The sequence below is a fragment of the Burkholderia sp. BE12 genome (assembly GCF_002959955.1).
Lineage (GTDB): Bacteria > Pseudomonadota > Gammaproteobacteria > Burkholderiales > Burkholderiaceae > Burkholderia.
This window is the reverse complement of record NZ_PREY01000003.1, coordinates 167,060-183,170: the sequence shown is the minus strand read 5'-3', so window position 1 is coordinate 183,170 and position 16,111 is coordinate 167,060. Positions and strand designations below refer to the sequence as shown.

Genomic DNA, 16,111 nt, shown 5'->3' with positions numbered 1-16,111 from the left:
GCGCACCCGCGCCGCTGCACTTCGCGAGCATCAGGAACAAATCTCCGCCGCTCGCGAAGTGCATGCCGAGGATCGACACGCAGATGGTGAGGCACAGCACGAGCGCGTTCATCGGCACGCCCTTCGCGTTGGCGCGGCCGAACATCGCGGGCGCGTGGCCGCGATGGCTCAGCGAGGACAGCACGCGCGAGTTCGAGAACAGGAACGAGTTCGTCACGGACATGAACGACACGAACAGCACGTCTTCGTCGCGACGGCTGCCCCCGTGAAGCCCGCCATGCCGAGCAGCGATACATACGGCGATTTCACGTTGACCTTGTCGGTCCATGACATGCACAGGATGAGGATCGACACCGAGCCGACGTAGAACACCATCACGCGCACGATCGCGCTCTTGATCGCGCGGATCACGTTCCTGCTCGGGTTTTCCGATTCGCCCGCGGCCATGGTGGCGATCTCGGCAGGACGAGCGTGGCTTCAGATCGGTTTGACGAACAACCCAACGGTCAGCAGTGCGCCGATGCAGACGATCGCGATCCGCAGCACGCGTTCGTTCACGCGATGCAGCGCCCACGCGCCCAGCAGGCCGCCGACGATCGCGCCGCCGCCGAGCGCGATCGCCGCGTGCCAGTGCAGGTGCGGCGAAGTGAGGAACAGCACGACCGCCGACGCGTTCATCACGCCCGCGAGCGCGTTCTTGGTCGACATCGCGTGGCGTGGCGGCAGGCCGGCCATCGTCAGCGCGGCCATCATCAGGAATCCGATGCCGCCGCCGAAGTAACCGCCGTAGACCGCGATCAGGAACTGCGAGACCCCGGTCGCGACGGGGCCGAGGTGTTGCGCGCCCGCGCCCGGCTTGCGGAAGAAACTGCCCCACGCGAACACGACCGTCGCGAACAGCACGAGCCACGGCACCAGTTGCGAAAAGATCGACGACGGCGTTTTCAGCAGCAGCAGGCCGCCGAGCGCGCCGCCGGCCACGCTGATCGCGAACAGTGCGCGAAACGGCAGCTTGCCCACGCCGCTCACCATGGTCCGGCTTGCCCAACCCGTCGTGACCTGGCCGGGGAACAGTGCGACCGTCGACGTGATGTTGGCCGCGAGCGGTGACATTCCCGACACGATCAGCGCGGGCAGCGTGACGAACGAACCGCCGCCCGCGAGGGCGTTCTGGAGGCCGGCCCACAGGCCGGCGACGATGATGAGAGCAAGCACGATCGATTGATCCGGGATATCCGACCTGCAACCGCTGACGGGCCAAGCCCGCCGCGCGAGGATGCACGATGGTAATTCAGGACGGCCCTCCACGCACGCGCGTTCGCGCCGTGCGGGCGATGACCGGTGCGCGGACAAAACGCGCACCGATTATTTATGGCGAGGATTCAATTTGGACAAAAACTCATTATTTATTTCCTTTTTAGGATTTGTCAGATTTGGTTTTTTGTGAAGCTGGTTTTCCGGTGTGACGGATATCGTTACAGCAAAGACTGAATTGAATTCCGGGTGTTCGGCAGACGGATGTGGATGTTTGGCGGCGCCGTGGATGGCTACGGGCTTTCGATAGAGATCGACAAGAACGAAAGGGCTCGAAAAGATCCTTGTTCCCGATGAGGTTTGTAGCCGGATGCGACGCGCCGGAATACACGGCCTCAATATAGTTGCATGCCGCTATCTGATTTCGTTTTCGTTCCGGGACGTGAGCCCGTGCGGCCGGGTTTTTCGAGATAACCAAATCGCGATAAATCATTGTCGAGACAATGAATTCGACGAATCAATCCTGCAAATTGTTGATTTTTTTATAGTGATGGAAAAATATATGAACGAAAGATTGAAAATATTTGTAAAAGCTTCAACGGAGTGCAATCATGTCCATGAAAGATCGGTGTAATCTAAATGCAGGCACGAGCGGTACATAAAGAGAGTAATGGTGCACCGCGACAATTCGCCTTGATCGAGCGAATTGTTGATTATTCGCGATAAAAGGAAATAACTAATATGGCGAGGGCGGTAGAGATGCAGATCCAATATCAAACCAAAAATCGCCGTATGGAGAAAATCCGCGGCACAAGGGCCATCAAACACATACGTCTGTCGGGGTGGTGCGCCGTAGTGGGCCGTTTCCCGGCACGCAGGGCGAACGGCTTTTCCGGCCGTCTGGATTCCTCGCTGATTCCATAGCAGCCCCGGCTCCTTTCCTCTTCCTTTTCCGTTATAGACCGCCTCGGGCGGGCTAGCGGCTCATTGCGTCCCGCGTGAGCCGGATACCCGATTTGCAGCGGCGCGAAATCGCGTCGTGCCCCGTCGCGCCTGTTTGGTTGAACGTTTGCCCGTCAGCGACGGGCCAGGTTTGTCACCCCCATCTACAAGGAGTCGGGCAATGGTTTCCTCGTCGGTCTTGAGCAATCACGTCGATGTTCCGGTCGCCAATGGTTCGCAGGTCGTCGCGTCGCCGGGCGGTCCCGCCAATTTCCTGCTGTCGGCTCACAAGGAGGACGTGGCCAACTACGCGCGCTCCGGGAACGACCTGGTCGTCGAATTCAAGGACGGCCGAACGGTGCGCTTGCAGGCGTTCTTCGAGAACGGCGCGGATTATCACAATCTCGTCTTCGTCCAGGACGACGGGCGATTTCTTGTGCAGTTCGGCCCCGCCTTGCAGGCGACCGGCGACGGCATCGTCGATTCGGCGCTCGTCTATGCGCCGATCGGCGACGGCTTGTCGACCGGTGCCCTGCTCGGAATACTCGGCGGCGTCGCCGCGGCCGGCGGCATTGCGGCAGCCGCGGCCAGCGGCGGCGGCGGGGATGGTGGCGGTAGCGGTGGCGGCGGCGGAACGCCGACCGGACCCGCGCGACCGGCGATCGACTCGATCGATGGGCAGCCGATTGGCGGCAACGGCAATATCGTCACGGGTCGGGCGTCGCCGACGATCGCCGGTTCGGGTGCTCAGCCGAACGCGACCGTGACGATCCAGATCGATGGTCAGACGGTCGGTACGGTGACCGCGGACGCGAACGGGCACTGGTCGTACACGCCCGGTACGTTGCCCGAAGGCGCTCATCAGATCACGGTGACGCAGACCGACAGTAGCGGCAATACGAGCGAGTTGAGCACGGTGGGGATCGTGGTGGATACGATCGTGCCGGAAACGCCTGCGATTACGGCCGTCAACGACGATGCGCAACATCCGGTTGCGATCAGCGGTGCGACGAACGATACGACTCCGACGTTGAGCGGTACCGCGGAAGCGGGTAGTACGGTGAGGGTCTATGACGGTACGACGTTGTTGGGCACCACGACGGCGGATTCGTCCGGGAAGTGGACGTTCACGCCGAGCACGGGTTTGGGTGAAGGCGCGCACTCGATCACGGTGACTGCAACGGATACGGCAGGCAACGTGAGTGCTCCGAGCACGGCATTCGACATGACGATCGATACGACGGCTCCGGCATTGCCGACGGTGAACGCGACGGACGGTACGTCGTTGTCTGGCACCGCCGAAGCAGGCGCAACGATCAACATCGACACGAATGGCGACGGTACGCCGGACGCAACGGTGACGGCCGATCCGAGCGGGGCGTGGACGTATACGCCGTCGACCCCGTTGCCGGTCGGCACGGTTATTGGTGTGACGGCTACGGACGCGGCGGGCAATACCGGTCCGTCTGCCTCGGTAACGGTGGCTGGCGACACGACGGCACCCGCGGTGCCGGTCATCGGCACCGTGGCGGACGACGTGGGTTCCGTTGTTGGTGCGATCGTTTCTGGCGGCAGCACGGATGATGCGGCGCCGACGTTGAGCGGTACAGCGGAAGCGGGCAGCACAATCAATGTGTACGACGGCCCGACGTTGCTGGGCACCACGACGGCAGATCCTTCCGGAAACTGGACGTTCACGCCGACCACGGCGCTGGGTGAAGGCGCTCACATCCTGACCGTCACTGCAACCGATACGGCAGGCAACGTGAGTGCTCCGAGCACGGCATTCAATCTGACGATCGATACGACGGCTCCTGCATTGCCGACGGTGAATGCGACGGACGGTACGTCGCTGTCGGGAACGGCGGAGGCGGGCGCGACGGTCAACATCGATACGAATGGCGACGGTACGCCGGACGCAACGGTGACGGCCGATCCGAGCGGGGCGTGGACGTATACGCCGTCGACCCCGCTGCCGGCCGGTACGGTAATTGGCGTGACGGCTACGGACGCGGCAGGCAATACGGGTCCGTCTGCCTCGGTGACGGTGGCTGGCGACACGACGGCACCCGCGGTGCCGGTCATCGGCACCGTGACGGACGACGTGGGTTCCGTTATTGGTGCGATCGCTTCTGGCGGCAGTACGGATGACGCAACGCCTACTCTTGCCGGTACCGCGGAAGCAGGCAGCACGGTGAGCGTGTACGACGGCACGACCCTGCTGGGCACGACGACGGCCGATCCGTCCGGAAACTGGACGTTCACGCCGAGCACGGGTTTGAGCGAAGGCGCGCACTCGATCACGGTGACTGCAACGGATACGGCAGGCAACGTGAGTACTCCGAGCGCGGCATTCAACCTGACGGTCGATACGACAGCTCCGTCGATTCCCACAGTGAATGCGACGGACGGTACATCGCTGTCGGGAACGGCGGAGGCGGGCGCAACGGTCAACATCGACACGAACGGCGACGGCACGCCGGACGCCACCGTAACGGCCGACCCGAGCGGCGCGTGGACGTATACGCCGTCGACTCCGCTGCCGGCCGGTACGGTAATTGGCGTGACGGCCACCGACGTGGCAGGCAATACGGGTCCGTCCGCTTCGGTAACCGTGACTGGCGACACGACGGCGCCGGCTGCGCCGATCATCGGCACTGTGTCGGACGACGTGGGTTCCGTTGTCGGCGCAATCACTTCTGGTGGTACTACTGATGATGCGACGCCGACATTGAGCGGTACCGCGGAAGCGGGTAGCACGATCAATGTGTACGACGGCACGACGCTGCTGGGCACGACGACAGCAGACCCGACCGGAAACTGGACATTCACGCCGACCACTGGCCTGGGTGAAGGCGCTCACAGCCTGACCGTCACCGCAACCGACACCGCAGGCAACGTGAGCACCCCGAGCACGGCCTTCGACCTGACGATCGATACGACAGCCCCATTGATTCCGACGGTGAACGCGACGGACGGTACATCGCTGTCGGGTACGGCCGAAGCGGGCGCAACGATCAACATCGATACGAACGGCGACGGTACGCCGGACGCCACCGTAACGGCCGATCCGAGCGGTGCGTGGACGTATACGCCGTCGACTCCGCTGCCGGCCGGTACGGTAATTGGCGTGACGGCCACTGACGCAGCAGGCAACACCGGTCCGTCCGCCTCGGTAACGGTGGCTGGCGACACGACCGCGCCTGCGGCACCGATCGTTGTTAGCGTCACGGACGACGTGGGTTCGATCGCTGGCCTACTGACGACGGGTGCAACGACGGACGACACGACCCCGACGCTTGCCGGTACGGCAGAAGCGGGCAGCACGGTGAGCGTCTATGACGGCACGACGCTGCTGGGCACGACGACGGCAGACCCGTCCGGAAACTGGACGTTCACGCCGACCACTGGCCTGGGTGAAGGCGCTCACAGCCTGACCGTCACCGCAACCGACACCGCAGGCAACGTGAGCACCCCGAGCACGGCATTCGATCTGACGATCGATACGACGGCTCCTGCATTGCCGACGGTGAACGCGACGGACGGTACATCGCTGTCGGGAACGGCGGAGGCGGGCGCAACAATCAACATCGATACGAATGGCGACGGCACGCCGGACGCCACCGTAACGGCCGACCCGAGCGGGGCGTGGACGTATACGCCGTCGACCCCGTTGCCGGTCGGCACGGTTATTGGTGTGACGGCTACGGACGCGGCGGGCAATACCGGTCCGTCTGCCTCGGTAACGGTGGCTGGCGACACGACGGCACCCGCGGTGCCGGTCATCGGCACCGTGGCGGACGACGTGGGTTCCGTTGTTGGTGCGATCGTTTCTGGCGGCAGCACGGATGATGCGGCGCCGACGTTGAGCGGTACAGCGGAAGCGGGCAGCACAATCAATGTGTACGACGGCCCGACGTTGCTGGGCACCACGACGGCAGATCCTTCCGGAAACTGGACGTTCACGCCGACCACGGCGCTGGGTGAAGGCGCTCACATCCTGACCGTCACTGCAACCGATACGGCAGGCAACGTGAGTGCTCCGAGCACGGCATTCAATCTGACGATCGATACGACGGCTCCTGCATTGCCGACGGTGAATGCGACGGACGGTACGTCGCTGTCGGGTACGGCGGAGGCGGGCGCAACGATCAACATCGATACGAATGGCGACGGTACGCCGGACGCAACGGTGACGGCCGATCCGAGCGGGGCGTGGACGTATACCCCGTCGACTCCGTTGCCGGTCGGCACGGTAATTGGCGTGACGGCCACTGACGCAGCAGGCAATACGGGTCCGTCCGCCTCGGTGACCGTGACTGGCGACACGACGGCGCCGGCCGCGCCGATCATCGGCACCGTGTCGGACGACGTGGGTTCCGTTGTTGGCGCAATCACTTCTGGTGGTACTACTGATGATGCGACGCCGACATTGAGCGGTACCGCGGAAGCGGGTAGCACGATCAATGTGTACGACGGCACGACGCTGCTGGGCACGACGACGGCCGATCCGTCCGGAAATTGGACGTTCACGCCGAGCGCGGGTTTGAGTGAAGGCGCGCACTCGATCACGGTGACTGCAACGGATACGGTAGGCAACGTGAGCACCCCGAGCACGGCCTTCGATCTGACGATCGATACGACAGCCCCGGCGATTCCGACGGTGAACGCGACGGATGGTACATCGCTGTCGGGTACGGCCGAAGCGGGCGCAACGATTAACATCGACACGAACGGCGACGGCACGCCGGACGCCACCGTAACGGCCGATCCGAGCGGTGCGTGGACGTACACTCCATCGACTCCGCTGCCGGCCGGTACGGTGATTGGCGTGACGGCCACCGACGTGGCAGGCAATACGGGTCCGTCCGCTTCGGTGACGGTGACTGGCGACACGACGGCGCCGGCCGCGCCGATCATCGGCACCGTGACGGACGACGTGGGTTCGATCGCCGGCCTGCTGACGACGGGTGCAGCGACGGACGACACGACCCCGACGCTTGCCGGTACGGCGGAGGCGGGCAGCACAATCAATGTGTACGACGGCACGACGCTGCTGGGCACGACGACGGCAGACCCATCCGGAAACTGGACCTTCACGCCGACCACCGGCCTGGGAGAAGGCGCACACAGCCTGATCGTCACCGCAACGGACACGGCAGGCAACGTGAGCACCCCGAGCGCGGCCTTCGATCTGACGATCGATACGACAGCCCCTGCGATTCCGACGGTGAACGCGACGGACGGTACATCGCTGTCGGGCACGGCCGAAGCGGGCGCAACGCTCAACATCGACACGAACGGCGACGGTACGCCGGACGCCACCGTAACGGCCGACCCGAGCGGCGCGTGGACGTACACCCCATCGACCCCGCTGCCGATCGGCACGGTGATCGGCGTGACGGCCACCGACGCGGCCGGCAACACCGGTCCGTCCGCATCGGTGACGGTTGCAGACCTGACGGCACCGGCCGCACCGATCATCGCTACCGTCACGGACGACGTCGGTTCGATCACAGGCCTACTGACGACGGGTGCAACGACGGACGACACGACCCCGACGCTTGCCGGTACGGCGGAAGCGGGCAGCACGGTGAGCGTCTATGACGGCACGACGCTGCTGGGCACGACGACGGCAGACCCATCCGGAAACTGGACCTTCACGCCGACTACCGGCCTGGGAGAAGGCGCACACAGCCTGACCGTCACCGCAACGGACACGGCAGGCAACGTGAGTACTCCGAGCACGGCATTCAACCTGACAATCGATACGACAGCCCCTGCGATTCCGACGGTGAACGCGACAGACGGTACATCGCTGTCGGGCACGGCCGAAGCGGGCGCAACGCTCAACATCGACACGAACGGCGACGGTACGCCGGACGCCACCGTAACGACCGATCCGAGCGGCGCGTGGACGTATACGCCGTCGACCCCGCTGCCGATCGGCACGGTGATCGGCGTGACGGCCACCGACGCGGCCGGCAACACCGGTCCGTCCGCATCGGTGACGGTTGCAGACCTGACGGCACCGGCCGCACCGATCATCGCTACCGTCACGGACGACGTCGGTTCGATCACAGGCCTGCTGACGACGGGTGCAACGACGGACGACACGACTCCGACGCTTGCCGGTACGGCGGAGGCGGGCAGCACAATCAATGTGTACGACGGCACGACCCTGCTGGGCACGACGACGGCAGATCCATCCGGAAACTGGACCTTCACGCCGACTACCGGCCTGGGAGAAGGCGCACACAGCCTGACCGTCACCGCAACGGACACCGCAGGCAACGTCAGCGCACCGAGCGCATCTTTCGCGATCACGGTCGATACGACAGCCCCGACCGCGACGGCCACGCTCACGACCCTGACCGACAACACCGGCGTGCCTAACGACTGGATCACCGGCGACACGACCCCGACCCTGGGCGGCACGCTGAACGCGGCGCTCGGCGCGGGCGAGGTCGTCCAGGTCAGTCTCGACGGCGGCGCACACTGGACCAACGCGACCGTCAACGGCACGAACTGGACCTGGTATGCACCGGGCGTGTTGTCCGCGGCCAACTACACGGCGACGGTGCGCGTCGTCGATGCGGCGGGCAACCTCGGCCCGACGACCTCGCAGCTTTTCACGATCGATCCGAATGTCGCACCGGTCGTATCGGCGCAGGCGTCGGGGAACCTGCTCGGGATCATCGGCGCGAATCTGCTCAATCTGATCGATTTCAGCACGCAGCAGGCGTTCTCCGCATCGGACTACAACAACAACCTCGATCACGTGACGCTGCACTACGGCGGGTTGATCGGCCTCGGCGCGCTGCAGTTCAACGCGAACCAGGCGCTGGCGAACGAACTGGGGCTGCACTTCAACGTCGTCAACAACCCCGGGATCCTCGGCTTGATCGGGCCGTCGTCCGACCTGACGATCACGGCGACCGACGGCGGCACGATCGACAACCTGAAGCTCAACGAGTTTCTCGGTTCGATCACGCTGAACGGCGGCCTCATCAGCGTCAGCGCGCTCGACAGCGTGACGATCTCCGCGACCGACAAGACAGGCCTGTCGGCGTCGGCCACGGCCGGTCAGTTGCTGAATGCGAACCTGCTCGGCTCGACGCAGTCGGCGTCGATCATCGAGGGGACGTCGGGCAGCGACACCGTCACCGGCACGTCCGGCAACGACCGCCTGTACGGCTACGGCGGTGACGACGTGCTGAACGGCGGCGACGGCAACGACCTGCTGCGCGGCGGTGCCGGCAACGACACGCTCGACGGCGGCAACGGCAACGACATCCTGATCGGCGGCGCCGGTAACGACACGCTGACGGGCGGCGCCGGCACCGACGTGTTCCTGTGGGAAGTCGTCGGCGCGGACAACACCGGCGGCAACGGTCAGGACGTCATCACCGACTTCCAGCTGGCCAGCGGCCCGACCGATACGAGCGGCGACAAGATCGATCTGTCGAAGCTGCTGGTCGGCTACACGGCCGATGCCGACGGACCCGCGCACTACGTGGACGGCGTGCCCACGATCGATGCGGGCGACACGATCGGGCAGTTCCTGTCGGTGACGAACGTCGGCGCCGATACGGTGATCAGCATCGATCGCGACGGCGCCGGGACGGCGTTCGGTTCCGAAACCCTCGTCACGCTGAACAACGTGACGACCAACCTGGAGACCCTGCTCGCAAACCAGCAGATCATCGTCTGACCGCGGCGCGACGGGGAGGCCGGCCTGCCTCCCCCGACACGGCGAGCCCCGTCGCATCGCGACGCGGGCTTGCCCGACGCATATCCGTCCCCGCGGCAAGGGGGGCCTGCTTTGCCGGACGGCTCGCCGCCGGCGTCCCGATGATGCTCAAGACAATCGCTCGTTCCAGATACACCTTGCGTCGCGCCGTTTGCGCGGTGCGTGCCGTTTTCCATCCAGGCCATGTGTTGTTCGCGATCGCGCTGCTCGACACCGCACCGGCGGCGTTCGCGTCGTCGTCTCCGCTGCCGAGCGGCCGGCTGACCGATTCGTTCGAGACCGCGGCGCGCGTGCCGGCTGATGCGGTCCACGCAATTACGGCACCGTCTGCGTATGCATTGCCGGTCGCGCCGCCACCGCCTCCCAGGGCGGCCGCTCCATCGATGCGGCCGGCGGTGGCGACGGCGTCGTTCGTGCCGCTGCCGGCCGGCATGCCCGCCGCCGCACCGCGCCGGCACGTGGCGCCGCCATTGCCGCCCGTGGATCCGGCGCGGCGCATCGTCCTCGCGAACCTGTCCCGCGCGATGGCGCCGATCGACCCGCAAGCGCCGGTGTCGCCGCTGCATGATGGGATGACGGCGGGGGTGACGACGATCACGCCGGACAGGCAGGACGAGTTCGATGTCCCCGTTGCCGGGCGCGCCGAGGATGCAGAGGATGCCGCCGGCGACTCGGGCGAAACGCTGCGCATCGCGCTCGACCGTCTGACGCTGCGCGACGCCGTCGGCGTCGCGATCGCGCGCCATCCCGACATCGGCCGCGCCCATGCGGAAGTGGCGCAAAGCATGTCGGAGGTCGAGGTCGCGAAGGCGGCCTGGTACCCGAAGATCGACTACGGCGTGCGTCCCGGCTACGGCGGAAGTTTCGGCAGCAATGGCAACCGTACCGGCACGCGCGCATCGATCGGCGTGTCGCAGTTGCTGTACGACTTCGGCCGCACGTCGGGGCGGATTTCCGCGGCGGACTCGACGCGCAGCCAGAAGCAGTACCAACTGGCCGACACGATCGAGACGGTCGCGTACCAGACGGCGACGACGTTCGTCGAACTGGCCGCCAGCCAGGACGTCGTCGCGGCCGCGCGGCGCCAGGTCGTCGCGCTGAGCGACACGCGCACGAAGATCCTCGATCGCGTGCGGGCCGGGCTATCGGTTTCGTCGGACCGCAATCTGGTCGAACTGGCGATCCTGCATGCGCAGGCGGAAGTGTTGAAGGCCAACACGCGCTTCGACGTCGCCGCCGCGAAGCTCACCGAACTGATCGGCGCGCGCCCGCGCCGCGTGGCGAATCTCGGCGGCACGGTGGATTTCGTCGGCGATCTCGGGTATGCCGGCGGCGACATCGAACGAACGCCGTCGGTGCTCGCCGCGGCGGCCGCCGTCGATGCGGCCGATGCGCGCGTGCGGGTCGCCCAGGCGGAGCGCTTTCCTTCCATCGGTATCGGCGCGAGCCGTTCGATATCGAGCGGCCGCCCGAACGCCACCAACGATACGTGGATCGGTTTCGCGGTGAGCGGCAACTACTCGCTGGGCGGCCTGGCGCGACACCAGATCGCGGCCGCCGAAGCCGAACTGCGCGCGAACCGTGAAAGCCTCGAGAACCGGCGGCTCGTCACGCGCAGCGCGCTCAAGTCGGCGCAGATCGAAGCGACGGGTGCCGCGGCACGCCTGAACGGCTACGAGAAGGTGACCGCGCTGTCGCGGGCGTCGCGCGACCTGTACTGGCAGGAATACATCCTGAACAAGCGTACGTTGACCGACGTCGTGAATCCGGAGCGCGACATCTTCGAATCGGAAGTCGAGTCGATCAATGCACTGGCCGACGGCGCGATTGCGCGCATCAAGGCATACGTGGCAGTCGGCAAGTTCGTCGAATTGCTGCGCGAACACGAGGGGAGTCGTCATGAATGATGCGTTTCGCGCCGGGCGCGATGCCGGCGCCGACATCGCGCGCTGGGCCGACCCGCTGATTTTCGCGGCACGGCACCTCGGTCTGGCCGTCTCGCCCGAGCAGGTGCGCGGCGCGGCATCGTGGGCGAGCGTCGCGGACCCGGACGCGGCCGTCGTCGAAGTCGCCGCGTCCGCGGGCCTGACCGCGCAGTTCGTCGCGTTGCCGCCGGCGCGGCTCACGCCGGCGATGCTGCCGGCGCTCGCCGTGTTCGACGATGCACATGTCGGTGTGATCGTGTCGGTCGCGGCGGGGCGTGCGGTCGTCCAGTTCGTTTTCGACGGCAAGCCGCTCGAACGCGCGATCGATCTGGACGCGCCGGCGCCGGCGTGGCCGGCCCGCGTGCTGATCGTCCACGAGCGGGTCGCGCGGCGCGACGAGCGCGTCGACGGCTACCTCTCCGCCAAACCCGACACCTGGCTGCACGATCTATTCTCGGCGCAATGGAAGGTGTTGCTCGATCTCGGCGCCGGCTCGCTGTTCGGCAATCTGCTCGCGATCGCGACGTCGCTGTTCGCGATGCAGGTGTGGGATCGTGTGGTCCCTGCGCGGGCGACGCATACGTTGTGGGTGCTGGCTTCAGGCGTCGTGCTCGCGCTCGCGCTGGAACTGCTGCTCCGTACCGCGCGCGTGTCGATTGCCGATCATTTCGGCAAGCAGGCGGACCTCAAGCTGTCAGCGATGTTCTTCGCGCGCGTGCTCGACATCCGCAACGACGCGCGGCCGCGCTCGCCGGGCACGCTGGTCGCCCAGCTTCGGGACCTCGAACAGCTGCGCGAGCTGCTGACGTCGAGCACGATGGGCGTGCTGATCGACATCCCGTTCGTCATCACGTTCCTGTTCATCATCTGGCTGCTCGGCGGCCCGCTTGCATTCGTGCCGCTCGCGGCGATCCCGCTGCTGATCCTGCCGGGCGTGCTTGCGCAAATCCCGCTGGCGAAGCTGTCGAACCAGGGGCTCGAGGAATCGGCGCTGCGCAACGCGATCCTGATGGAGGCCATCTATCGCGCCGAGGACATCAAGGCGTTGCAGGCGGAGCCGCGATTCCGGCAGATGTGGGCGTATACGAATCGCGTGAATGCCGATATCGGCTTGCAGCAACGCCGGCTGGCCGGCCTGCTGGTCAATCTCGCGCAGACGGTGCAGCAGCTTGCCTACGCCGGCGTGCTGGTTGCCGGCGTGTACGGCATCCTGGACGCGAGCCTGTCGTTCGGCGCCGTGCTCGCCTGTTCGATCCTGACGAGCCGCACGATCGCGCCGCTGGGTCAGATTCCCGCCGTGCTGTCGCGCATCCAGAACGTACGGGCGGGCAAGAAGGGGCTCGACAACCTGCTCGCGCTGCCGGTCGACCACGATCCGGCGGTCGATGCGTATCACAAGCCGGCGCTCGTCGGCCGATATCGCTTCGAGCAGGTCGGATACAGCTTCGATCCCCAGGAAAAGCCCGTGCTCAGTATTCCGAATCTGTCGATCGAACCCGGGGAGCGGGTCGCGATCCTCGGCCGGGTCGGCGCGGGCAAATCGACGTTGCTGAGGCTGTTCGGCGGGCTCGCGACGCCGGTGCAGGGGCGCATCCTGTTCAACGACACGCCGATGCCGCTGATCGACGTTGCCGATGTCCGCCGCGACGTCGGGATGCTGCTGCAGGAATCGAGCCTCTTCTACGGCACGCTGCGAGAGAATCTGCTGATCGCGAGTCCGCTCGCCACCGACGACGCGATGCTCGCCGCGATGAAGGTCGCGTGCGCGGACCAGTTGCTGCTGCGGCAGCCGCACGGCCTCGACCTGAAGCTGCGCGAAAGCGGCCTTGGCCTGTCCGGCGGCCAGAAGCAGGCGCTGATGCTGGCCCGCGTGATTCTGCGCTCGCCGAACGTGTTGCTGCTCGACGAGCCGACCGCATCGCTCGACGAGGCGACCGAGCGGGCGATCGTCGAGCGCCTGCAGCAGTGGCTCGGCAATCGCACGTTGATCGTGGCGACGCATCGTTATCCGGTGCTGTCGATCGTCGATCGCATCATCGTGCTCGATGGCGGGCGCGTGGTGCGCGATGGTCCGAAAGACGAGGTGCTGGCCGCGTTGCGCGGCTCCGGCACGCCGGAGCCGGCGGCCGCCGCGCGCGCGCCGGCCGGCGGCTCGCGTCCGTTGCCGGCGCGGATGGCGGGAGAGACGCGATGAGCGATTTTCCGTGGTTGGTGAATCGCGCGCGCGAAGCAGTACCCGCCCGGCGGATGCTGTGGCTGATCGTCGCCGCGCTGGCGATCTTCCTGGTGTGGTCCGTGTTCGCGAACCTCGACGAAGTCGCGGTCGGCGAAGCGAAGGTCACGCCGGCATCGAAAGGGCAGGTCATCCAGAGCCTCGAAGGCGGCATCCTGCTGGAGCTGGCGGTGCGCGAGGGCGATGTCGTCGACGCGGGCCAACGGCTCGCGACGCTCGATCCGGTGCTCGCTCGCGCATCGATGGAGGAAACGCTGGAGCGGATCACCGCATTGCAGGGCCGCGCGGCGCGGCTGTATGCGGAGATGAACGACCTGCCCGGCATCGACTTCCCGGCGGAACTGGCGAACGAGAAGGCCGTGACCGGGCGTGAACGTCAGCTGTTCGTCGCGAATCGGCGCGCGTTTCGCGAAAACGTCGCCAACCTGCGCGAACAGTTGCGCCTCGCCGAGGACGAGCTCCGGATTGCGTTGCCGCTGCTGAAAACCGGCGCGACCAACGAGGTGGAGGTGCTCCGGCTGCGCCAGAAGGCCGCCGAATTCTCGACGAAGCTCTCGGCGGCGCAGAGCGAGTACTACGTCGCGCTGAAAGCCGACTACTCGAAGACGATGGCCGATCTCGAACCGCTGCTCAAGGTTCGCGAAGGGCGTGCCGATCAATTGCGACGAACCGTGATTCGCGCGCCGGCGCGCGGCATCGTGAAGGACATCCGGGTGTCGACGGTCGGCGGCGTGATTCCGCCGGGCGGCATGCTGATGGAAATCGTGCCGCTCGACGACCAGTTGCTGATCGAGGCGCGTCTCAGCCCTCGCGACATCGCGTTCATTCATCCGGGGCAGGAGGCGACCGTGAAGATCACGGCGTTCGAGTCGTCGATCTACGGCTCGCTGCCGGCGAAGGTCGAGCGGATTTCGCCCGACACGATCGAAGACCAGGTCGACCGGCGCGTGTATTACTACCGCGTCTACGTGCTCACGCAGCACGCGTATCTGGAAACCCGCGACGGCAAGCGGCATCCGATCCTGCCGGGCATGGTCGCCACCGCGGAGATCCGTACCGGGCGCCGCACCGTGTTCGACTACCTCGTCAAGCCGCTGAACCGGGCCGCCGAGGCGTTGCGCGAACGCTAGTGCGCATGCGCGGCATGATCATGCGTGCGGCGCCGAATCGCTGCGTTCGGGATCCGGGTAGACGATCGTGCCGTCGTCCCGGATCACGGCGCCGGCCGTGAGCCGCGCGGGTTCCACGCGGTTGCGGCCCATGATGTGCAGCACCGTTTCGCCGCGCGCGATCAGGTAGTCGGACACGATTCGCCGGTGGCAGCGCCACCACACGGCTTCCGAGCACATGATCGCGCAGCGCTGCTCGTGGCCCTGTGCGATCAAGCGGTCGAGGCCCGCGTGAAACTCCGGCGACATGGCGTAATCCGCGTAGCGGTGAAAGCTGCGGTTCGTCCAGAAATCGTTGACGTCGTCGGGCACGCCGTGCGACTTGCCGCGCAGGCCGCCGAGTTCGGCGATGTGTTCGTACGCGATGTCGGCGGGGGCGAGCGCATCCGGCAGCGTCGCTTCGTTGAATTGCGGATGGGTACGCGAGCGCGGCATCTTGCGGATATCCGCGAGCAGCGTGATCTCGACCGCGTCGAGCATGTCGATGAATTCGTCGAGCGTGCGATTCGAATGGCCGATCGTGTAGAACGGGAGCGTCATGCGTCGTCCTTGCCGTCGATGCGTTCGAGCACGCGGCCGCGATGCGCGGCGACGTGGTCGGTCCGGTCGCTCTTGATCTCGTACTGCGGATCCTCGGGCGACGCGCGATGGCGATGGCCCTTGTAGTCGAAGTCGGCGGTGTGGATCGCGACGATCGTGCCGGTCACGTAGCCGGCCTCGGAATTCCAGCGGACGTGGTCGCCCAGCCTGAATGGCGTGGTCATGCCGGGGTGCCTCCTTGTGTCGATGCGCGGTGGGTCGGCCTTCGCGACCCTGGCGGTGCGCGCCGGGGGCG

The 16,111-nt window shown here is 66.1% G+C and carries 7 protein-coding genes and 1 pseudogene; 4 read left to right on the top strand and 4 right to left on the bottom strand.

Annotation, left to right across the window (positions count from 1 at the left end):
• Positions 1-7: 7 nt before the first annotated feature.
• Positions 8-462, bottom strand: a pseudogene (locus tag C4B30_RS36180) (amino acid permease); the annotation flags it as partial.
• A 15-nt stretch (positions 463-477) separates the two neighbouring features.
• A complete protein-coding gene (locus tag C4B30_RS04550; protein WP_105131878.1) occupies positions 478-1,215 on the bottom strand; it encodes a sulfite exporter TauE/SafE family protein in 738 nt (245 codons plus the stop codon).
• A gap of 1,162 nt (positions 1,216-2,377) precedes the next feature.
• Between C4B30_RS04550 and C4B30_RS04545 the strand changes: the two genes are divergently transcribed.
• The 4 genes from C4B30_RS04545 (at position 2,378) to C4B30_RS04530 (ending at position 15,237) form a co-directional block, all read left to right on the top strand.
• The gene (locus C4B30_RS04545) at positions 2,378-9,910 is read left to right on the top strand and encodes an Ig-like domain-containing protein (RefSeq protein WP_105131877.1); all 7,533 of its coding nucleotides are present in this window, start codon (positions 2,378-2,380) and stop codon (positions 9,908-9,910) included.
• A gap of 422 nt (positions 9,911-10,332) precedes the next feature.
• Positions 10,333-11,856, top strand: a complete 1,524-nt coding sequence (locus C4B30_RS04540) for a TolC family protein (protein ID WP_234015386.1) — start codon at positions 10,333-10,335, stop codon at positions 11,854-11,856.
• Entirely contained in the window at positions 11,849-14,068 is a 2,220-nt protein-coding gene (locus tag C4B30_RS04535; RefSeq protein WP_105131875.1) for a type I secretion system permease/ATPase, read from the top strand. Before C4B30_RS04540 ends, C4B30_RS04535 begins: the two co-directional genes overlap by 8 nt.
• Entirely contained in the window at positions 14,065-15,237 is a 1,173-nt protein-coding gene (locus C4B30_RS04530; RefSeq protein ID WP_027781156.1) for an HlyD family efflux transporter periplasmic adaptor subunit, read from the top strand. The genes C4B30_RS04535 and C4B30_RS04530 overlap by 4 nt, the downstream gene beginning before the upstream one ends.
• An 18-nt stretch (positions 15,238-15,255) precedes the next feature.
• Here the strand turns inward: C4B30_RS04530 and C4B30_RS04525 are convergent, their stop codons facing one another.
• Both C4B30_RS04525 and C4B30_RS04520 read right to left on the bottom strand, forming a co-directional pair.
• Positions 15,256-15,816, bottom strand: coding sequence for a DUF488 domain-containing protein (locus tag C4B30_RS04525; protein ID WP_105131874.1), 561 nt, complete (start codon positions 15,814-15,816; stop codon positions 15,256-15,258).
• Positions 15,813-16,040 carry a DUF2945 domain-containing protein gene (locus C4B30_RS04520; protein WP_027781154.1) on the bottom strand — a complete coding sequence of 76 codons (228 nt, stop codon included), beginning with the start codon at positions 16,038-16,040 and terminating at the stop codon, positions 15,813-15,815. Before C4B30_RS04520 ends, C4B30_RS04525 begins: the two co-directional genes overlap by 4 nt.
• Between the last annotated feature and the right edge of the window lie 71 nt (positions 16,041-16,111).